This is a genomic window from Pantoea sp. GL120224-02, assembly GCF_900215395.1.
In the GTDB taxonomy this organism is placed as follows: Bacteria; Pseudomonadota; Gammaproteobacteria; order Enterobacterales; family Enterobacteriaceae; genus Pantoea; species Pantoea communis.
Genome location: NZ_OBEC01000008.1, coordinates 1 through 20,154, shown reverse-complemented (window position 1 = coordinate 20,154; position 20,154 = coordinate 1). Strand labels below are relative to the sequence as shown.

Sequence of the window (20,154 nt, the reverse complement as noted above, 5' to 3'; positions counted from 1 at the left end):
CCGTTGTTAAAGCGATAAAAAAGCCCTCCGGGTCAGGAGGGTTGTCGATACTGCACCAGCATCCATTCATGGTTTTGCAACGTTGTAACCTGCCCACCCATTGGATTCAATCTGTTTTACTGGTTTAGCGCTGATTTCAGAAGTCTACCTGGTACGACTTTGATTTAGATTGGCTTTTTCCCGAACGGTAAGCGACTCTGCGTGATCCTGTTGTATGAGTTGATAACGAAACATCAGCTGTTTTAACAGTAATCCCGTCTGCGTTTGTTCACTCAGCTGATCACCATTACCCTCGGCATAACGTCGAAGTTGCTCTTCAACCGGAATCTGCTGGTTAAAGGCCTGCATCGCGGAAAAAATCCCCGTTTTAAGCTCACTCACCGTGAGATATTTTCCTTTAGTTTTATCCAGTCCATTGAGTTGTTCAGCCATATTTTCCAACTGCGCCATACCACGATGCCAGCTCTGTAATTTTTCCAACGATATCGCTTGTTTCTCTCTGCGCTGTTGTTCGAGCAGGGCTTGAGAGGCCATCAAGTGCTGATGCTGTTCGTATCGATACCAACTGCCACAGACAAAGACTAAAACGCCAGCCAGTAAGGCACAGCAGGCCCCACTCACAAATGATTTTAATGATGAAGCCGTTGTGGGCGCGTCTTGCTGCTCATCCGCATCAGGATAGACCACATAAACGCGAGCCGGATGGCTGTGGTGTTCACTGTTGAGTGCTGCCGGAATAAGCTGTACCGGAGAGGGCAGTCTTTCTTGAAGCTGCGTTATGGAGTGTTTGACCTGATGCAATAACGTATTGGCCTGCGCGAATTCCCTAATACCAAAACGTAACAACGCTTCACGCAAGGATATCAGCAACCGCTCCGTTTCTAATAGCTGCGCCGCCATCTCGCTGCCCACCACCTGCCAGCCACGGTAAAGACTTTGCAGACGTCGAAACATCACGCTGAGGATATCGGCGCGCGCATCAATCGCCAGCGGCCAGAAAATCGACCACTGATGTACCACCAGCGCGTCAATCAGATTCAAGCCTTCATTGAGCCCCCTCAAACCCGCGTTGTTGGCACGCGCCAAAGTGAACCAGGCCGCACTCTGCAACTCCAGTCCATTTTGTTCAAACAACCCCAGCGTGAGTCTCTCCACTTTCCCCCAATCAACATCGGGCCGGGCGGGATGCGTCAGCTTACTCATCTCTTCCCGCAACTGGGAATAGCCTGGTAAGGTGCGCGGATCTGCACCGGTTTTAATCACCTGATTCATATTCAGCAACCTTCCTTGTTTATCCCGTCAAACCACTGCCCATTAACTGTTGTTGCTTTAAGTGACGCAGCAACACTCTGCCCTCTGGTTTGAATTCCGTGCCGTAGCGCACCAGGCCAATACCGGTGAGTTCGGCTTCAATGGCGTAGCGCAATTCGCCTGGCACCGTTTGTTCCAGCAATGCCACCTCAATACGCTTGAGGCGCGGTTCGTACTTCAGCAACACGCTTGAAAAGGTGTGAAGCAGCTGGTGCGCAGTGCCCGGCATCCCCTGCAGGATGCGGGTCATATCCGGCAAACCGTAGTCGGGGATGTGTGCAATTGAACCAGCGCGGGTGTTGAGGATGCGCTGCAGGTTATCCAGCACCGAAAGAATGACCTGGTCCCGTTCGCTAACGGCATCGAGCGCCAGCCCGCCACTAAAATTGCCGTAAAGGATCTCATAAAGTGAAGGCATCATCAGGGTCTTTTAGCCTTTTCCGCGACCAAAGTCAGTGTACCGTCACCCAGTTCAATCACGCGCGCGTTGTCCGGATCGAGGTCATTGCGGGTCAGTAAGATTCGCCACTTATCATCCTGCGTGTCTGGCGACAGGAATAGCCCAGCCACTGCCACGAATTCCGCCTTATCGTCCATCGGCATATCAATACTGACTGACTCACCCGGGCGGATGCGGATGTCCTTTTGTGCCAGCAGGTCCGCCTTCAGAACCTGACTGTCAGCAGTGAATAGCGAGGGGTAGTCTGAGGCGTCAAAAGCGCTACTGTCCTTCAGTTGCCAGATGCGCACCACGGTTGAGAGCGCAGCACCCTGTGCGTTGCGGTTTGCCCCTTCACGGGCGCGAAAATCGAGATGCAGTGTGCGTATTTGCTTGAAAAAAATGGATTTTGTTACGGAGACGGTGCCCTCTGATACTTTCTGCGTCAGACCGCAGCTGCTGACGCTCAGTGCCAGCATAAGAGGGATAAGCGTTTTACCAGCGATAGTCGCCCTGTTCATCGGTTTCGATCCTTGAAGGTTGCACCCGGACGCGCTGATAGCGACCGAGCTGTATGGTTATCTGGTTAGACTCGCGGGAGCCCGTGATTTGTGTCAGAGGCAGCACCGCCGTGCGCCCGAGTTGCTGCGCCCCCTCCTTCCGGCAGCTTAGCTGTGCATCAGGCATCATTGCGCGGTAAACGCACAGCTCCAGTCGCGCATCTAGCTTTGATCCCAGGTAGACGTGCAACAGCGCCATCAAGTCGCCGTGCAGTTGCCCGCCGGGGAGCCATCCCCGGACTTCCTCAGGGTTGCCGGTGAACAGCCTCAGCAATACCTGACCGTTGACGTCTGTGGCATGCGTCCCCACCACCGGTCGATGCGTCAGACTGACAGGGTGGCGCGTGCTCATATTCAGTATGGTGGATTGGGGAATACGACGTGAATCCCAGGGCACGACCTGCGCGCGCGTGTCCGGTGCCAGCAGCTTCACTAGCGAGGAGACTCCTTCGGCGGTTCGACCGGGCAGCAGCATCACCGGCAGCAGCGCAAGGAAACGCGAGACCGGCGTCGCGATATTCTGCGCACAGCCGCTTATCCCCAGACCCGCCAGCCCCAGTAGGTACTGAGAGGTGTCATCGGTGCCACCAGGAGCGAAAGTTGCCGGGTAGGTGTATTTGCGCCAGATGCGGTAAAACTGCGTGGTCAGGCGGTGGCTGAAGATATCCAGGAAATCCTGCGTGGCCTCGTGCCCTTCGCGCTGCCGCGTCACATCATCAATGTAATGCGACGGCAGCGGAGACGCCGTGCCATAGAGCCCCATGAAATTAATGCGTACCGTGGGCGGCAGATGCGGATGAGCGGGCGCTTCTGCACCGCGAATTTCTCCTGCCGGAAAGCCCATGCCGGGATGAGGCCGGAAGCGCACTGGCTCGTGCCGCACCTGCCAAGTGCTGCCCGGCACAGGTGCCTCGGGATCGCTCCTTTCCAGAAGCTGACAGAAGCGGTAAAAATTCATGTAAGGCAGCCGGTCACCCAGCCGCGCGATTAGCCGGGCAGGCGCTGACTGTGATTCTCTTTCCACCGGATGCATTTTCCTTCAGGCCGGATAATCAAGGAGAGCTGAATGAACTGGTTCATGTCTGCATAAAGCGACAGGAAGCGGTTGAGCATCTCGCCAAACAGGTGTATGTCGCCATCACCGCTAAAACCGCTGCTGTCGAGCGTCACCTCAATGTCAAGACCACGCAGCAGGTAACCAGACTCAAACCGCTGCAGACGGTGATGCTGTACGTCAAGAATCGCATCCAGCCTGCGGTTGCAGAGTTCGTCATCCTGCCAGTTGTACAACGCCAGCGTGCCGCGCAGCACTTCTGCGCTATTCATCATATTGATGAAGCCGGAACCGAGGTGGCTTAGCACCCGCCAGTGAAAGCGGTCCTCAGCAGGTGGATAAGCAGGAAGTGTCGGACGAGTCAGATTGCGCACCGTGACAGGGGTCTGCAACACCTGTTCGCAGCGGTCCAGCAGGGTGCTTTGCAGCGCACGACGGGGAAGCTGCCCGTTGGTGCCGGTGATACGCAGCGAGAGCGTATCGCGGGAAAGCTCTTCCCCCTCCTCCCACTGCTGACCGCCGAGTATCAGCCAGGTGTCGTGCATCCCGGTCACGCCTTTTCGAACGCGCGTATGAAAATAGCGCTCAGGTGCGAGGCGTCGCATCATGCCGCCCCGGTGCCGGAAACTGGTGAACGGAACGTATTCAGCCGCACCGGTCAGCCCTGAACCGCTGACCGCATCCACCGAGTAAATTTCGGTATGTCCGTCCTGCAGGCGCTTCGCGCGCAGCAGGTACTCGCTCTCCAGTCCGTTAACCGTCAGCGGGTCAGCTTCCAGCGTGAACAGGTTAATCACCGGTACGCAGTGCAGTTTCAGCGAAGCATCGGTCACCGGCAAATCACTCTGCCACGCCTCACTGAATACCACCTCAATATCGAACCCCGTGAGTCCGGGTGGAAGAGGGATAGCTTCCAGTCCGTTCAGGGTCACAAAGCGAAACTTCTCCGGGAAGGTGAAGTACTCCAGCAGCAACTGATAGCCGCTGAAGGCGCTGTCACCCTTTGGCCACAGCCTGTCGTCCTCACCAAATCCACCCGGGCTGAACCAGGCGTTGAGGGCGATCCGCTCCTGCTGCCCGGCCATGCGGACGTATATCGCGGCCTGACGGCGGGTCAGCCTCTGATGCAGCGCGGTCGCCACGGGCACGTCTTCTCCCAGCCACAGGCTGAGATGACGCAGATCACACTGGCTCCAGTCCGCCTGCCCGCTGCTGGCTATGCGCAGACGCAACACGGAACGTCCGTCCGGCTCGGTGCCCATGACCACGCCTGAGATTGACAGCGGATTAAGCGTAACCGGCTTTGTGGTGCGGTAGTGGCAGACAGTATTTTTGGGGCCTACCGGGCGGGAATACACCTCCAGCCCGGCGGGAGCGGTCTCCGCCATTTTCATTTTCGTCAGATCAGGCGAGAGCGACACTATGCTCAGTGAAGGGATCGTGCGCAGATAATGCGGCCAGAGCATGCTGACCAACCCTTCGGTCAGCTCCGGCAGGTCATCGTCAATTTTCTGACGCAGTCGACCGACGGAAAAAGCAAATCCTTCAAGCAGGCGCTCCACAAAAGGATCTGGCGTGCCTGCACGGTCCAGGTTGAGCATGGCGGCGCGGTCAGGGTGAGTTTCGGCAAATTCTCTGGCGGCGTCGCGCAGATAGCGCATTTCGTTATCGTAATAGCGTAGAGTTAAGTCTTTCATAAACGGGTTTCGTCTTCCTTTACGAAGTGGTCAGTATGGCAGCACGAGCGGCATCAATCCGGATAAGCGATGAAAGTAGTCTTTCCATCTCTGTGTGCGTCCTGGTTTTATCCGCTTCGCTTCGGCCTGCACGGCTGCGCAACAGCTTCAGCCTGCGGGACTGCACCTCAAACAACAGAGATGGCTCCCACTCGTCCAGCGTCATACTCTCTGCTTGCGTATCGAGCGCACATAGCAGATGAAGCGCCATTTCCTGACGGCCAAATTGCTCAGCAAGTCTGGCCATCAGCAAACGCAACAACCACTGCTGCCTGGGTGACGTTATGCCGGGCCGTTGCTGCAGCCAGGCCAGCGCAGCTTCAATGCCCTCCCTGTCTGCCAGGTCAGTGGCCTCGCTCTCCAGCTGCAACACATCATCCTCTGCGCCAGCAGTCACAGAGACAGCCTCCAATCCAAACACTCCCGCAGACATCAGCACATGCTGCTGGATCCAGCCCATGGTGACCTCATCCGCAAACGGCATTCCGTCACTGAAGGCCAGCGTCTCCAGCCCGTTGAGGCGCGACAGCAGGCCCTTAAGGTCGTCCTGAACAATCGCCGCCAGCGTCGCATTGCCCGAGCGCAGCTGCGCCTGGTGCTGGTACCACTGCAGGTCAAGCCAGAAGTGATTGCCGCCCCGGCTGAACAGGCTGTCGGCCTGTTCGGCCAGTTCGGCCCAGCTCTGCTGCAGCCACAGGCGCTTGAGCTGTGCGCGCTGGTCCGGCTTGGGTGGCTCGATACGGCTTTTGCCGTCGCCGGACAATGGTGGCAGCTGGCTGAGCGTGTCATGACGGATGGTTTTCATCAGCCTATGCGCGGCTAGCCATCCGCCTGGCTGATCGCGCAGATAAGCGGCCAGCGTTCGTGCCTGGTCCAGCAGATCACGCCCGGAACTGATAGCCGCCAGAGCGGGGGCGGCGGAGGCTGAAGACGACTGGGATGCGGGACCGTCTGCCGCCGTCTGGGGCACAACCGCATCCGGGCCGCCTGCCCTCAGCAACCTTGCCTCCAGCGCGCCGTAAAGGCTACCAAGGCCGGCCCCGCCCTGCGCTCTGCATACGTCATCAATCACCAGCAACGCCGCCACGGTACGCTGCGCCGAAGATGTCATCACTTCGGGATAGAGCGTCAGCGTATCCAGCACGCGCGCGCTGGCGGGAAAGCCCAGCGCCGCCTCACGACTGCGCGCCCGCTGTGGATGCAAAGCATCACCGAAGCGCTGCAGCAGGCCGGCAAGCAGGGCCAGACCGTCGGCAAACCCTTCTTCACCGTCTCGTTGCAAACGCGCCCAGCAGTACCAGACTGCCACGCGGATGTCTTTGGCTTCCGTCGTCAGTACCTGTTCCGCCAGCGCACAGATAAGCGTCGTATCCGCGCCAGACAAACGGTTCATCTCTTCCTGCATCTGCTGGAACGCATCGTTGTAGGTCGGGTCTTCCCCTGTAGCGTGAGTGTCCGCCAGGGGCTTCAGCCACGGCTCCCACAGCGAAACAGACTCCGTGGCCAGCACCCGAAGATGGTCCACATTCGCACCGCAGGCATTAATCAGGGATTGCAGTGGCATTAGTCTTCCTCGCTGACAAAAGTTTCATCCGGCACTTCCGGTGTGTCACTGATAATGAATATGTCTGCCGGGAGCGTGAAGTTGCGCAGCTTCAGCAGCGCCAGCGGCCCCTCACCCGCTTCTGTTCGCAGAATGTAGTTCAGCGGGCGGCCGTCGGGAGCCTGCCAGGTGAGCCGCCAGCTGCTGCTGATGCCCGGATTGGCGCTGACCTGAGCCTTATCTAGCAGGCGAATCAGACCCCAGCTGCCCGGCATGTCGCCGTACTGGCGGGTGCCGGCCTTCGTGCTTATCCAGCTCAGTGATGCACCCGGCGCTTCTGTGTCGGCAGGCCAGGTGAAGCGCTTCCACACCGGTTGCTGATTCATGTAGGTGAGCTTCTGACTGTCGATAATCAGGTCAGTCTGCATCACGTCTGCAGCCGTACCAGGACGCAGCTCAAAGTGCAGCCCGGCCTCGCCGCGGGTAAACACCACGTCAGAAATCCGGCTGAGCTGATTAAGCGCCTGCAGAAAAGCCGGGTTAAAAGTCAGCCCCTGAGCGTTGATGCTGTCCGGTATCCAGCGCGTGCCTTCGCGGTGCAGCACGCCGCTCAGACGCGACTGCAGGAAGCGGGTGATGCGTCCGTTCTCAGCGTTCAGATATTTCGCCAGCAGCGGCAGTGACACCTCACTGCTGACATTTTTAAACGGATAGCGGCCGCCAAACGCGCTGTTCCACTCGTTCACCACCGCCTGCTGCCACTGGGCGTTCAGGCTGCCCGCAGCCGGCATCAGCACCTGTTGCCAGGCCTGCTCTATCGGACGCACAAACACCGTCTGTCCGAAACCGCTCCACTCCTGTCCCAGCCCGGCGGCGACCAGGCTGCCGTAATCACGCGTGTCAGTCAGGTCCACGGTTTTCCCCTGAAACACCGTCTGCGCCAGCGTCTGCGTCATGGCCTGCGGGTCTGCCGCGTTGGTGACCTGCTGCAGGCGCAGACGCACCTGAGTCACGCGCGTCAGGAAGGTACGCAGGCTCATACTGCTGCTGCCCTGATTGTCAGTCAGCGCCAGCAGCGGGCCGAAAGTCGCATCGAGTGGGCCGATCGGTCCGCTGTTCTGGTCAATGGCAGGGAGCTTTTCGCGGTTAAAGAGGTTCTGCGCGGATTTCACCAGTGAGTCGCCAATCGCGCCGCCGCTCTGTGCAGTGCGGCCCTGCACATTAAACGTGTTCATTAATGCCACCAGCGGCGACTGTCTGACGTCTGCCATCAGCGTGAGCTGGTCGATAGCGTCTGAAAGCGTCGGTGCCGGCTGCAGGCGCAGGCTGTTCAGGAAGTTCAGCCAGGCGGCGCTATAATCGGCAAAGTAACGGCTGCTGAGCCGCGCTTCCAGCGCTTCGGATGAGGATGCATCACCGGCAGACGGCGGCGCATCACTCAGTACCCAGTCCATCTCCTCACGCCGCTCCCTCGCCACTTTTTCAATCGCGGGTTTAACGCCGTCTTCCCACGCCTGACGGGTGAACATGCCGGGCACCACTTCATCGGTGGTAAACAGGCGACCCGCATCCGTATCGCCGGTCATGTCTGCCAAGCGCATATCGGCATACTGGTGCGCCACCTGCGCCAGCACCCGCTGGTACTGGCGGGTTTCGCTGTTGGTTACCCCCATCTGACGTACCAGCAGGGTGCGCACCTGCCTGACCAGCTCCGGGTCTGCTTTCAGCGCCCATTCAGGGTGAGCATTGAAATTCTCTGCATAGAAAGCCAGCAGCGGACTCCCGGCACCCTGCCAGTATGCCTGGTCCAGACTCTGCCGCTGCGTCCAGTTTTGCATCAGTGCCTGGCTGAACCAACTGGGGTCCATACGTTCAGGACGCGTCAGCATCAGATACAACCTGAGCTGCGTGTAGGCCTGCTTTGACTGCGTTTCCCGCAATGGGCTGTCAGATGGGAGTGAGGCATAGGCTTTCAGTGCGTCAGTGAGATACGATGCAGCAGCATCACGAATTAATGGCTTAGCCGCTGCACTATATCGGGGCAATAAGGCTGAAAGCAGTATCGTATTCTGACTTAGTCCGAGACGGCTGTACCATGGGGCACCCTGCTCAGCGCGATACTGGAGTTGTGCGACAGTCTCCTGCAACTTCCCCAGTGCACCCAGACGTTGCGCTAAAGGCTGACTGCGGTCAGCAGCGTTTTCAGCAACCTCAGCAGCACCACTAATAATGCTGCGATTGGTGGCAAAAGAGACCAGCATCCCCGCTCCCCACAGAATGACTAACGCACAGGCGGCTGCAGCGAGCATACGGCTCCACTGCAGGCCAGTGCGGATGGGGCGAAGATGTGCAGGCAGTTCGTTAGAGTTCGCGGGCAACGTATCCCAGCGATTGTCCCGTATCCAGCGGTGCGGTATGCCGCCCTCGACTTTTCCAGAAGGGGCACTGAAAACAAGACCTGCCAGCGGGAATGGGCGACGTGGACTCAGAAAGTGAGAAATCATCGCAGTAACAGACTCGGGACTTCTGCTGAGCTGGTCAGCCAGGCCGAGAAGAAAGTGATGCTGCGGATTACCAGCCACCTGCTGAATACCCTGTGAGGTGAGTAGGCCTGTGAGTTCTGCCAGCAGAGCATCAACATTACTGGTTTCAGGCAACTGGCAGCCCAGGGGCTGAGTGATACGATCCTTTTGCTCACCAGTGCGCGGATGGAGCGACCAGATAAACAGTGGAAGATGCCACCCCAGGGTATCATAACGGGCTGCGATCCCCCGAACGATAACATCAATGTTCATTGCTGGCGGTAAAGATGCTGAGGCGTCGCGACGACTTGCCGCACATCGGTCCGCAGCAGACGTAACGTACACCATTGCATCAGCCGGACGGCGGCTAAAGCCACTCAGCATTTTAAACCAGCTGTTGTTAAGGTTTTCCGACGGGTCTCCCCCCCAGAATAAAAGTGTACCGCCGTCCTCCTGCCAGAGCTGAGTCGGGAGTCCGGGGATCAGAGACTCTACATCCGCAACGCTCCCGGTGATGAGTGTGACGCGAACATTATGCCGCCAGCGTAGGCCAGAATTTATACGCAGATGAAGTCTGCACTGTTTTAACGTGTCCCGATAAAAGTCGTTATCAGGCGCATGCTCTGTCTGTTGTGTTTTGGTCCCTGTGAGCATTATTAATCGCTGCAGGAAAGTCCGTGATATCAGCCAGAGCCACGCCTCGATGAGCAGTTCGTCCATCAGTAATAACAGCAGACACATCACAGCAGTGATTAATGATGCATAAAGTTTTTGTTCACGACCGCTGAGGTGTAAAAATGGATTATTTGACCAGATGAGACCGGCACTTATTATGAATATAACGGTGATGATAACCCAGGTACTTATCCGTTTATTTTTAATCATACAGCGTTCCTTCAGCTTTCTGATTTACGCACAATTAATTGATGGGCGTTATTACCTTCAACCATTATCCACTGCGGGTTTCCTGACAATGCAGCATGTCCACTGGCGCAGATTAAAGCGATATTTCCTGTCGCCGCTCCCGGCCCGCCAAATAGATCGTCAATGTCGTAACTCTCTATATTTCCCGGAACATATCCCAGACGTTCAGCCTGCTGAATTACACGCTGTAGCGACATTTGACACACACCTGACCGCCAGAGTGTGTGTGGTTCACCATGGGACAGTTTCCCCCAGCGCAGCACATCCTCCAGTGAACTCATCAGTTCTGTTGCCACTACCGGACGATGGATCAGTACCTCGGATTTAACGTTATGCCGGGACAACCATTCTGGTGTTGCCAGTATGAGTGCCGATACTGACTCAGACTGGCGATCCCGCAGCGAGTGAAAAAGATTGATTTCAACCGACAGCATGACGGTTGCTTCATCCTGATCAAGCAAGGGATCCAGCCACATGAGCCCAGCGTCCTCTGTGCTAATCTCAGGTAGGGAAAAAGTATGAATGGGTGAAATTATGCTCTGCCAGATCCGCCCCACCTGCGAATTAGTCAGCACACCATCGTGTTGAATACGTACAGAAATCTTGTCATCAGAGAGAGCTGACAACTCCGCTTTCAGCATGTGAAGAACATCATTGAGATAACCAGCCAGCCTTTTTTCAAAGGTCAGTATCGGGACATCCGGCATCCAGTCTGACAGACGTGCAGTGGTTACCGCACGCTGTAGTGCTGGACTGTATTGCGAGCACAGCATGCTGCCATGAGTGAGCAATACGGAGCTGAGTTTGTTGCAGCCGTAGGGCGTTATAAAAGACTGGCCCAAGACACCGACAGCGCGCTGCCCCTGCTCGACATACCTGTCATGCTGTTGCTGATGAAGCTGGTTCCAGTAGCAGGTCTTATCCCTTTCATTTTCATAAGCCTTTAGCCGGAGACCATAACACGCAAATCCGGCAGAGAGAGGTATTGCCAGGGTGCAAAACCAGAACCAGACAGAGTTTGTAGGCATATCCCTGGGCCACAGCCAGAGAGAGAGCATCACACCACTTAACGTGAGGAGTGCAATGACCAGGATCCATCGCAATGATGAAGGCGCCTCCGGCAGTTGCCGCTTTGGCGGGATTTTTTCCAGTTCAATGGGCATTACTGACGCCTTCCGGCAATGGGTAATGAGGAGATTAACGTGCAGCCACAACCACAGCGGTGCCCCTGAAGTGCAACAGGTTTACCGTTAATTTTTGCCACTTCATCGCCTTCTGCAATGGTCGTCCCGCCATGGGCCGAGCACATCACCTTATCCCCTGCACAGGAAACGTCCTTGCCCTGGAATCTTACCCCGGAACTGCCCTGCAGGACGGTGCCACCGCTGGACAGGGTATCCCCGATACGAATCACTCCTTTCACTCATTTCTCTCCTTAAAACAGGTAAACCACCAAACCACAGATCACCATTACCGCAATCAGAATGGTGAAAATGTGACACCCCACCTTGTCTGTTGCACTGAGTTTCAGGTGCCATCCTGAATTCTGCACAACCTTAAAAATTGGGTTTTTAATGTCTCGCGTTCTGAATTTGAAAGCATATTGCTGACCGAATGAACCGTCCTCTTTAATCCCCCATGAAGCTCCCTGACTGAATTCCTTACGACTTCCCAGGCGTACTTCTTTTTTCTTAATAAAACGTTTTAATTGCACGTCCCAGTTAATGTCTGTCGATTTTTCTGTGTAACGCACTGTTTTGTTATCCACATCAAAAATCAATTTCAGTTCAAACTGTTTTTTCAATCCCTCCATACCAAAAGGCTCTATTGCTTTGGCATCGACTATTTTCCACGAGGCGATTAGTTCATCCCTTGAAGAAACTATATTAAATGGAATATCAATCTCGTAATTTAGAGCCAACAACTCTTTTTTTAACATTAAAAGCGAATCATGCATTTCAGCATCACTCATTATTTCCACCTTCCGTTATAAGAACGTCATACCAGTGGGTCAACAGCACCAATTGATAATGAAAGGGAATCTATTATCCTAAGAAATTAAAGCAGGCCGGCTCAAGGTTGTGCTGTGTTAGCACTCTGCGGTGTCACATGACAGAGCGAGGCGTACCAGGGATTATCTTCGCTGTACAGGGGGCATACCGGGACGTAACAGGTTCAGTCCGGCATAATTTCGGTTTATTGATTGTTAAACCACAGAGGCTAATTCAGCAGTTCCGGCTCATTCACCACACAACGGGCCGTATGGCCGGCGGGATATCCCGGTTCCGGGATGTCATAACTGCGGCTGAACGTGAGTCCGGACGGCCATCCGGGCGATGGCCGGATGGCCCCGCGAAGCACCTTCCAGTATTGCCCTGTCTCTTCATCTTTAATCACGCCGGACTCCGGTTCATGAGGGTCTTTGACCGGAGATTTTTTGTACCAGTCCGGATCATACCAGTCCATGACCCACTCTCTGCCGTTCTCTGCCATTCCATAAAGCCCCGCCGGTGAAGGTGGGTACTTATCTACTGGCAGGCGGATAAGCGGTGAGTCGATTCTGTACTGCTGGGCGGCTATCTCACGATCTTCATCCGTCGCAAAGTTCTCACCACGCTCCGTTTTCCGGTTATAACGCAACGTACCGTCATCAGTGGCAATAATGACATACTGCCCTTTATTTCTGGCTGAATATTCCCACTGTGCTTCCGTCGGGAGCGAGAAATTTAAACCTGTGTTTTTCTTTAACCAACGGCAATACGTATCCGCCTCGCGCCAGTCAATTATTGCAGGGCTGTTATCTAATATCGTCATCTCCGAGAGCATCGTATCACTCACTTCATCATTATAATTTCGCGGAGAGCTCCCAGATAACCTCAGATACAATGCGTACTCTTCATGACTGATTTTATATTTTGAAATCGAATAGGCAGACAGCTCTACCATGTGAGCCGGCTTGTTGCTCTTATCACCCGTACAATACGCCCCGCCATTACGCATTTCCGAACAAAAGTCCCCCATCAGAAACGTCCCTGCCGGCATATAAACCATGTCCGCCCTGACGCGGCTGAGGAATACGTCCAGCTCTTTATTCTGCTCTGCCGTGAGGGGCGGCGTGACCACTTTTTTATCATCACACCCTGAAAGAATTATCAGGAGAAAAACAGCTAAATTTCTTTTCATTTTCGGGCCGACTCAAGGTTATGTTTTTTAATGGCACTCTGCGGTGTCACATGACAAAGCGAGGCATACCAAGGATTGTCTTCGCAGTAAAGGGCGTACTGCTTCGTGCAGTTGGGCGCAAACGGGTATCCGAAAGCTGGTTTTTCCTTTAAACGGCGATACACTTCGCGGAAGTCCTGCAGTTCCAGCTTCTGAATCAGGTCATTCAACTGCTTGTCATGATTAACAGCCGACGTCAGGAAAATGCGTATCATTTCTTCACCCCGTCTAATTAACCATTCCAGCCCAGAATAAAGAAGACTATGTGAAAAAATTTAACCACCACTGACTTAAAACGTTATTTATGCTTGCAAAAATTTAAGATTGGTCAATTTTTTTCATAGCCGCAGTTAATATCTGCTGATTTTTTTAATAAAGGTTGGGGCATACCCCATAATTATAAATTAGTGTATTTATTCCAGAGGAGCAGATTGGTTCACCACACAGCGAGCAGTAACGCCCGCAGGAAAATCCGGTTCGGGAATTTTGTAGCTGCGGCTGAAGGTAAGACCTGAAGGCCATCCGGGCGATGGATGGTCAGCCCCCTTTAAAACTTTCCAATACTGCCCAGTGGTATTATCTTTGATCACCCCTGAATCAGGGCCTTGAGGATCCTTTGTTGTCGATATCTTGTACCAATCAGGATCATACCAATCTATAACCCACTCCTTTCCATTATCTGCCATACCATACAAGCCTGCCGGTGAAGGAGGATATTTATCAACAGGAAAGAAAACATACTGGGAGTCGATACCCAATTGCTCTGAAATTGTCTGTCTGTCATAATCCGTAGCAAAGTTATCACCAACATCTGTTTTTCGGTTATGACGCAAAGAACCGTCATCAGTGGCAATACTGACATAACCCCCTTTATTTCTTGCAGCATACTCCCACTGAGCCTCAGTCGGGAGTGAATAATTAAAACCAGTTTGCTTCCTCAGCCAAGTGCAGTAATTATCAGCCTCACGCCAATTAATAATAGCTGGACCTTCTTTCATAGCCGTCATTTCAGAAAGAGCTTTATTTCTCCATGGTTTTTCAAATTGCTGAAGAGGACGTCCGCTTATTTTTAGATAAAAGCTATAATCTTCATGCGTGATTTTTTTCTTTGAAATTGAAAAGGCTGATAGCTCAACTTTGTGAGCCGGCTTATTATTCTTATCGCTTGTGCAAAACGCCCCGCCATTACGCATTTCCGAACAAAAGTCCCCCATCAGAAACGTCCCTGCCGGCATGTAAACCATGTCCGCTCTGACGCGGCTGAGGAATACGTCCAGCTCTTTCTTATGTTCTGCCGTCAGGGGCGGCGTGACCACCTTCTTATCATCACACCCTGAAAGCAGTATTAGAAGGAAAACAGCTAAGTTCTTTTTCATTTTCGGGCCGGCTCAAGGTTATGTTGTGTAATGGCACTCTGTGGTGTCACATGATAGAGCGAGGCATATCAGGGTTCGTCTTCGCAATTAAAGAGTGCGTACAGTTGGGCTGCACCGGTTTCAGTCCGGTATCATTTCGGTTTATTGATTTTTAAACTACAGAGACTAATTCAGCGGCTCCGGCTCATTCACTACGCAACGGGCCGTATGGCCCGCAGGATATCCCGGTTCCGGAATGTCATAACTGCGGCTGAACGTGAGGCCGGACGGACGGCCAGGTGCTGGCAGGATGGCTCCGCGCAGCACCTTCCAGTATTGCCCTGTCTCTTCGTCTTTAATCACGCCGGACTCCGGGCCATGAGGGTCTTTGACCGGAGATTTTGCGTACCAGCCCGGGTCATACCAGTCCATGACCCACTCTCTGCCGTTATCCGCCATACCATACAAACCTGCCGGAGACGGGGGAAATTTATCGACAGGTAAACTTAGAATCCCTGGGTCGATTCCAACAGGCCGGGCTGCAAGTTCCCGATCTTCATAAGTACCAAAATTCACCCCTAACTCTGTGTCTCTGCTGACGCGCAGGGAACCGTCATCCGTGGCGATACTGACGTACTTCCCACGGTTTCTCGCGGCATACTCCCACTGTGCTTCCGTCGGGAGCGAGAAATTTAGCCCAGTCTGGCTCTTAAGCCAATGGCAGTACTTATCTGCATTGTGCCAGTTGATAATCGCCGGGCTGTTTTTTAGCACCGTCATTTTAGCGAGTCTTTCATTCCTGTACTCTTTATTAAAGCTCTGCGCTGGCAACCCAGAAACTTCCAGGTAAAACTTATAGTCCTGATGCGTGATTTTGAATCTGGATATTGAGAAGGATGATAGCTCAACCTCATGAGCTGGCTTGTTGTTTTTATCTATAGTACAGAACGCCCCGCCGTTGCGCATTTCTGAACAAAAATCCCCCATCAGAAAGGTGCCCGCAGGCATATATACCATATCGGACTTAATACGGCTGATAAATGCGTCCAGTTTTTTTTGTTGTGGTGCAGATAATTCCGGCGCGACTATTTTTTTTTCATCACATCCGGACAGGATGAACAGTAATAACAATAAGATTTTTTTCTTCATTTATTCAAAAAGTTAAGTGCATTCGTGATTACTGGATTTGCTGGTGCAATATGGCAAAGTGAGGCGTACCAGGGATTATCGTCACAATACAGGGCGTATTGCTTCGTGCAGTTCGGTGCAAAAGGATACCCGAAAGCGGGCTTTTCTTTTAAGCGGCGGTAAACTTCACGGAAATCCTGCAATTCAAGCCGTTTAATCATCTCATTTAACCGGTGATCTTGATTAATACCGATTTGCAGAGCGGTGCGTATTAGCTCTTCCTGCTGTTTAATTAATCTCGCCTGCCCTAATTTAGAAATGGGAGCGCCTGCAACCTTTTCGCCGTTACCGGTCATCCTTATCAGTACTTCAGCCCACTCACGTTTCGTCTGTATGCTGCTTAGTATGGTTAGCACGGCTTTTTTCCGCTGATGCGCCGTATCCGGGATGGGCAACAGACCATTCTCAGAGTTATCGATTAAAGATGCTAATTTGTGATTACTGGGGTCAATCCGGTCATACATTCCCCCCTGTATGAGAAGATAAATTGAAATACCCTTTCCTTCAGGAGTGAAATGATAAACTTCTGACGGATTATTATTTATCTGCTCAGCAAACTGGTTTCTGCTATCGGATGCCTCAGCAGCATTCGATAGATTCTTTTTGATATTTTTTATGAAATCGTCAAAATCTTCTGACACTGTATAATATGTGGCTTTCATTTTATTGTAATAGTTTTCATAAATACTCTTCCCACCCATAAGAACTATCAGGGTCAGAGCCTTAAAAGCATCCTTAGCGAACACCTTAAAATAACGGTAATCCATCCCGTACAGCTGGTAAACCGCCCACACTGCAAACTCGGTAAACTGATGTGGTGTAACTTCTCCCTGAGCTGAGCCTTTAGCTCCGACACCAAGGCAAACCCCGCCGGATATCTGGAATTTAAACTTCCCATCTTCGAACCAGAACTCGTACTCCCCGGACCCGCCCAGCCCAGCCTGTAGCTCGCCACCCGCAATGAATGCGGCAAAATCGGTGAACTTGCCCACCCGTTGGGCAGACCCCGCGGATTTAGGGCTGATACTCAGCACTTTATCCAGCACCTTCGTGTCCGATATCGACGCCTCCATGCCAAACGTGCGTAACATATCCGGCAGGTGGTCTACCAGAGACTCAAACGGTTTCAGCCACTGCAGCGCGCCGCCAAAGGTCCCGCCGGCGGATACACCCGCGAACAACTCTGCCCTGACCGACGTTGCGGCAGATGTCTCCTTTTCCGTATCAACCATCACCCCTTTCTGACGCTGTGCAAAGCGGGAGTATGGCGCGCGGACACCCATCAGCTTCTGCTGTCCGTCACTCACCACAAATTGCAGATTCCCTTCTATCCTCGCTGAGGCGCCTGCAAATCCCTTCAGTCCCGTATCAATCCTTGAGCGCAGCACGCCCAGGTTCGCCTCTTTATTTTCATCGTTGATGATAAACTTCAACTGCCACCCGCCACGATCCGGCTGATAAAAGGTGGCTTTGACGTACGCCTCTGCAAGCGTCAGCATTGCCTCAGCCTCGCCGCTGATGCTTCCCGCATTTTCATTCCGGTTCCAGTCAAGCTGCGCACCCGCGTTAGAGGAAAAACGGAGAAACTGTGCGCCTGCGGAGACATCTATTACGCGCCCCTGTGCAGCATAGTCATCCTGCCCGTTCCAGGCCTCTGCCCACTCAGTCAGGCTGGCCTCATACGTTCCGTCCGCACCGAAGGCGGTGTTTCCTGAGGACATTTGCGTGAGCGACTCTCTGACCTTCTGAAAACGTTCCCGTATCGCTTTCGTGCTGATAGCAATGATGTTCCCGTCCTTATCACGCTGGTAAAAATCCTCTGCACCCAGGTTGTTCAGGCTGATGACCGTCATCCTGCCCGAGAAAGCCTCGTAGTCCGTTTTCTTCATGTAACAGTAGAATCGCCCGTAGATGCCCTTCTTAAGAGGCTCAAGAGGAATAAGTTCAACGAGACCGGCATAACCCGCTTGCTCATCAAACTCCCCCACCTCCTTCTGCAGCGCCTCTGTCGCTTTTTCAGTCTCTATTTCCGTCGACACGACCGCATCGAAATAGGCCGGTAGCGCTTCCTGACTGGCTATGTCATTACGCTTTTTATAATAAGCCTCAATCGCAGCTGAATGACGGACCCGTGCCTTTTCAAGCCTGTCCATCAACTCACTTAGCTTGCTGGTTAAATCATCAAACTCACCTGAATCAGATTCATCCAGGAAAATGACTTCCGTGGTTTCCGGTCGGAAATAGCACTGGCAGGAGGTGTGATGCGCATTAACAGTGTTACCGTCTTTTTTGCTCAGTGCATTTTCTGCCGCGGGAGGGTGTTTCGCGCTCATTGATTAAAGTCCCTTTATTCGTAATGCAGTGATATCGCCGCCTCGTTCAGGCCGTAGTGCGCTTGCGTATATCCCTGCTCGTCCGTCACGCCACGCAGGATTTGTCCGTCTGCGCTTTCAATTCGGTAAGGTATATAGGCTTTAGGCTGTTGTGTGGCCTGATCCAGTACACGGAATCGACCATTCATTGTGTTCGTAAACTGCGGGTCGCTAACGGGAACGGCTAAAAGTGCAGTTTCCAGTGAGGCATTACCACCCCACGCAATATCTCCACTTTTAAGAGATATCCTCGAAGGAGCACCTATTTCTACGGATCCGTTTTTAATTTTTATATAGGCGCCACCTTTGCTGGTCAGGGTAATTCCCCGGCTGGCATTGAGGATTATTTCCCCGCTGATACTGTTAACCGCCAAATTTTTGTTTGCCTGAAGACGCATGGCATCGGTTTGTGCCTGAATGTCGACATCGCCTTTTGCTGCATATACTTTTAGCCCCATCCGGTGCGCAAAAAGGCTGATGGCTTCACCCGCCGCAACAGTGAAACGTTTCACAATACTCATATCGACATTTTTGCCTGCTGTTGCCGTCAGGCTTTGGCCTGAAGAGAGTTGAATATTGCTCGCCGTTGCTGCGGCTATGCCTGCGGGTGCAGAAAGCAGAATTCCGGCATCTTTAAACTTATTAAGCGCTTCCGCTAATTTTTGTTGGGACTGAGCATCAGACTCAAGCGCACCGGATGTTTGAGCACTCTGTGCAAGCGCAGTGACCATCTGAAGCGCGCTCTGCAGTTCTGCAATTGCTGTATTCATATCCAGCATACTGCCCTGGGATTTTGGCTGTTTATCTGCGGAAATTAACACCCCTGCTCCGCCCCGAATCGCAATATGCTTGTCGGTCCGGAGTTCAGCCCCTTCACCGCGTAACTCCCGGGTTGCACTCACGTTATGCCCCAGATTCAGCTGCGTCTTGCCACCATACTCCGTGCTGAGCTTGATATGCTCCTCACCACGCTTGTCCTCCATGCGCAGTTTATTCAGCCCTGCCGTACGGATAACATTGCGGGTGCTGTTTTTCTCGGTGACGTGATCAACATGACGAGAATCATGCAGCGCATGAGCAATATACGGCTGGTCCGGGTCTCCCTCACGAAACGCTATTGCCACCTCCGTCCCCTGTATCAGCGGGAAGTGGAAGCCGTACATATCCCCGCCGTAAGGTTTCGCGAGGCGAACGGGCATGCTTTCCAGGCCGCGATCCTTGCCATCCTCGTCCGCATCAAACACCACACGATATAACCCGGATGCATCCTGCCAGGCATAGATGTCGTTGTCTTTCGCACTGGTCACACGCGCCGTCATGGTGCCGCTGACTTTAGGACGAGCAATCAGTGCGGGACGCCAGCAAAGCGTCTCACTGTAGGGCACAGCATTCAGCGTGGCCTGGAAGGCCTAACGTCGGCTCGCACTGACATTGATTTGGGTGATTAAAACGGGACTCTGCAACTGTGCAGGCAGAGTGGGTATGCCTGTTTCGGTAACAGATAAAACATGTCCGGGGCTGATAAAAGCATCGTTGCAAACACCGGATATCAGCGTCTGCCGGGCAAGAAAACGTTCATGATCGAGACGGGCATAAAAGTTTGCGGTCTCGGTCTCCGGGGCAAACTTATCGCCGCTGTAGGGATGGCGGGGACGATAGTGATAAACCTGCCCGTAAGAGATGTTGTCACCATCACCCCGCGTCATATCGGCCTTCACCGACCGCAGCATGCGCTGTGCCTCACGGTGGTTGTAATCCTTTGCTGTCACACCCGCTTCAACCACGTTGTGGGTCAGATTCAGGTTCCAGACGGATTCCTGAGCATTGTCTTCAAGACCCGAGGGACTGTTCAGCGGCAGCGACTTCTGATCGGAATAAGCGCTCTGCGCGTCACCAAAACGGATGACCTCAGTCTGAGTGTCTGGCTG

At 53.5% G+C, this 20,154-nt stretch carries 17 protein-coding genes; all 17 read right to left on the bottom strand.

The window, feature by feature from the left end:
• Positions 1-144 precede the first annotated feature (144 nt).
• On the bottom strand, positions 145-1,272 hold the full coding sequence (locus tag CRO33_RS15560; protein ID WP_097118722.1) for a VasL domain-containing protein: 1,128 nt from the start codon (positions 1,270-1,272) through the stop codon (positions 145-147).
• A 19-nt stretch (positions 1,273-1,291) separates the two neighbouring features.
• Positions 1,292-1,732 carry a type VI secretion system baseplate subunit TssE gene (gene tssE / locus CRO33_RS15555; protein ID WP_097118721.1) on the bottom strand — a complete coding sequence of 147 codons (441 nt, stop codon included), beginning with the start codon at positions 1,730-1,732 and terminating at the stop codon, positions 1,292-1,294.
• Positions 1,732-2,271 (bottom strand): type VI secretion system lipoprotein TssJ, encoded by a 540-nt coding sequence (gene tssJ / locus CRO33_RS15550; RefSeq protein WP_097118720.1) that lies wholly within the window; start codon positions 2,269-2,271, stop codon positions 1,732-1,734. The genes tssE and tssJ overlap by 1 nt, the downstream gene beginning before the upstream one ends.
• A complete protein-coding gene (gene tssG, locus CRO33_RS15545; RefSeq protein WP_097118719.1) occupies positions 2,246-3,343 on the bottom strand; it encodes a type VI secretion system baseplate subunit TssG in 1,098 nt (365 codons plus the stop codon). Before tssG ends, tssJ begins: the two co-directional genes overlap by 26 nt.
• The gene (tssF, locus tag CRO33_RS15540; protein ID WP_097118718.1) at positions 3,298-5,061 is read right to left on the bottom strand and encodes a type VI secretion system baseplate subunit TssF; all 1,764 of its coding nucleotides are present in this window, start codon (positions 5,059-5,061) and stop codon (positions 3,298-3,300) included. The genes tssG and tssF overlap by 46 nt, the downstream gene beginning before the upstream one ends.
• A 19-nt stretch (positions 5,062-5,080) precedes the next feature.
• Positions 5,081-6,664, bottom strand: coding sequence for a type VI secretion system protein TssA (tssA, locus tag CRO33_RS15535; RefSeq protein ID WP_097118717.1), 1,584 nt, complete (start codon positions 6,662-6,664; stop codon positions 5,081-5,083).
• Positions 6,664-10,050: an ImcF-related family protein gene (locus CRO33_RS15530; RefSeq protein ID WP_097118716.1), complete on the bottom strand. Its 3,387-nt coding sequence runs from the start codon at positions 10,048-10,050 to the stop codon at positions 6,664-6,666. The genes tssA and CRO33_RS15530 overlap by 1 nt, the downstream gene beginning before the upstream one ends.
• 11 nt (positions 10,051-10,061) lie before the next feature.
• Positions 10,062-11,252 carry a hypothetical protein gene (locus CRO33_RS15525; RefSeq protein WP_097118715.1) on the bottom strand — a complete coding sequence of 397 codons (1,191 nt, stop codon included), beginning with the start codon at positions 11,250-11,252 and terminating at the stop codon, positions 10,062-10,064.
• Positions 11,252-11,512 (bottom strand): PAAR domain-containing protein, encoded by a 261-nt coding sequence (locus tag CRO33_RS15520; protein ID WP_097118714.1) that lies wholly within the window; start codon positions 11,510-11,512, stop codon positions 11,252-11,254. Before CRO33_RS15520 ends, CRO33_RS15525 begins: the two co-directional genes overlap by 1 nt.
• A gap of 12 nt (positions 11,513-11,524) precedes the next feature.
• The gene (locus CRO33_RS15515; RefSeq protein WP_097118713.1) at positions 11,525-12,061 is read right to left on the bottom strand and encodes a hypothetical protein; all 537 of its coding nucleotides are present in this window, start codon (positions 12,059-12,061) and stop codon (positions 11,525-11,527) included.
• Positions 12,062-12,309: 248 nt separating this feature from the next.
• On the bottom strand, positions 12,310-13,272 hold the full coding sequence (locus CRO33_RS15510) for a formylglycine-generating enzyme family protein (protein WP_097118712.1): 963 nt from the start codon (positions 13,270-13,272) through the stop codon (positions 12,310-12,312).
• Positions 13,269-13,526 carry a hypothetical protein gene (locus tag CRO33_RS15505; protein WP_097118711.1) on the bottom strand — a complete coding sequence of 86 codons (258 nt, stop codon included), beginning with the start codon at positions 13,524-13,526 and terminating at the stop codon, positions 13,269-13,271. The genes CRO33_RS15510 and CRO33_RS15505 overlap by 4 nt, the downstream gene beginning before the upstream one ends.
• 198 nt (positions 13,527-13,724) lie before the next feature.
• Entirely contained in the window at positions 13,725-14,687 is a 963-nt protein-coding gene (locus CRO33_RS15500) for a formylglycine-generating enzyme family protein (protein WP_097118710.1), read from the bottom strand.
• Positions 14,688-14,852: 165 nt separating this feature from the next.
• On the bottom strand, positions 14,853-15,815 hold the full coding sequence (locus tag CRO33_RS15495; protein WP_097118709.1) for a formylglycine-generating enzyme family protein: 963 nt from the start codon (positions 15,813-15,815) through the stop codon (positions 14,853-14,855).
• Entirely contained in the window at positions 15,812-18,187 is a 2,376-nt protein-coding gene (locus CRO33_RS15490) for a hypothetical protein (protein ID WP_097118708.1), read from the bottom strand. Before CRO33_RS15490 ends, CRO33_RS15495 begins: the two co-directional genes overlap by 4 nt.
• 14 nt (positions 18,188-18,201) lie before the next feature.
• A complete protein-coding gene (locus CRO33_RS15485; protein WP_441339542.1) occupies positions 18,202-19,611 on the bottom strand; it encodes a DUF2345 domain-containing protein in 1,410 nt (469 codons plus the stop codon).
• A 24-nt stretch (positions 19,612-19,635) separates the two neighbouring features.
• Positions 19,636-20,154 (bottom strand): phage late control D family protein (locus tag CRO33_RS25030; protein WP_441339541.1); only part of this gene is annotated, 519 nt, incomplete at its 5' end.

What these genes read in the sequence shown, in the direction of transcription:
- CRO33_RS15560 (WP_097118722.1), bottom strand. Translation starts at nt 1,272, where the DNA reads ATGAATCAGGTGATTAAAACCGGTGCAGATCCGCGCACCTTACCAGGC.
- tssE (WP_097118721.1), bottom strand. Translation starts at nt 1,732, where the DNA reads ATGATGCCTTCACTTTATGAGATCCTTTACGGCAATTTTAGTGGCGGG.
- tssJ (WP_097118720.1), bottom strand. Translation starts at nt 2,271, where the DNA reads ATGAACAGGGCGACTATCGCTGGTAAAACGCTTATCCCTCTTATGCTG.
- tssG (WP_097118719.1), bottom strand. Translation starts at nt 3,343, where the DNA reads ATGCATCCGGTGGAAAGAGAATCACAGTCAGCGCCTGCCCGGCTAATC.
- tssF (WP_097118718.1), bottom strand. Translation starts at nt 5,061, where the DNA reads ATGAAAGACTTAACTCTACGCTATTACGATAACGAAATGCGCTATCTG.
- tssA (WP_097118717.1), bottom strand. Translation starts at nt 6,664, where the DNA reads ATGCCACTGCAATCCCTGATTAATGCCTGCGGTGCGAATGTGGACCAT.
- CRO33_RS15530 (WP_097118716.1), bottom strand. Translation starts at nt 10,050, where the DNA reads ATGATTAAAAATAAACGGATAAGTACCTGGGTTATCATCACCGTTATA.
- CRO33_RS15525 (WP_097118715.1), bottom strand. Translation starts at nt 11,252, where the DNA reads ATGCCCATTGAACTGGAAAAAATCCCGCCAAAGCGGCAACTGCCGGAG.
- CRO33_RS15515 (WP_097118713.1), bottom strand. Translation starts at nt 12,061, where the DNA reads ATGAGTGATGCTGAAATGCATGATTCGCTTTTAATGTTAAAAAAAGAG.
- CRO33_RS15510 (WP_097118712.1), bottom strand. Translation starts at nt 13,272, where the DNA reads ATGAAAAGAAATTTAGCTGTTTTTCTCCTGATAATTCTTTCAGGGTGT.
- CRO33_RS15505 (WP_097118711.1), bottom strand. Translation starts at nt 13,526, where the DNA reads ATGATACGCATTTTCCTGACGTCGGCTGTTAATCATGACAAGCAGTTG.
- CRO33_RS15500 (WP_097118710.1), bottom strand. Translation starts at nt 14,687, where the DNA reads ATGAAAAAGAACTTAGCTGTTTTCCTTCTAATACTGCTTTCAGGGTGT.
- CRO33_RS15495 (WP_097118709.1), bottom strand. Translation starts at nt 15,815, where the DNA reads ATGAAGAAAAAAATCTTATTGTTATTACTGTTCATCCTGTCCGGATGT.
- CRO33_RS15490 (WP_097118708.1), bottom strand. Translation starts at nt 18,187, where the DNA reads ATGAGCGCGAAACACCCTCCCGCGGCAGAAAATGCACTGAGCAAAAAA.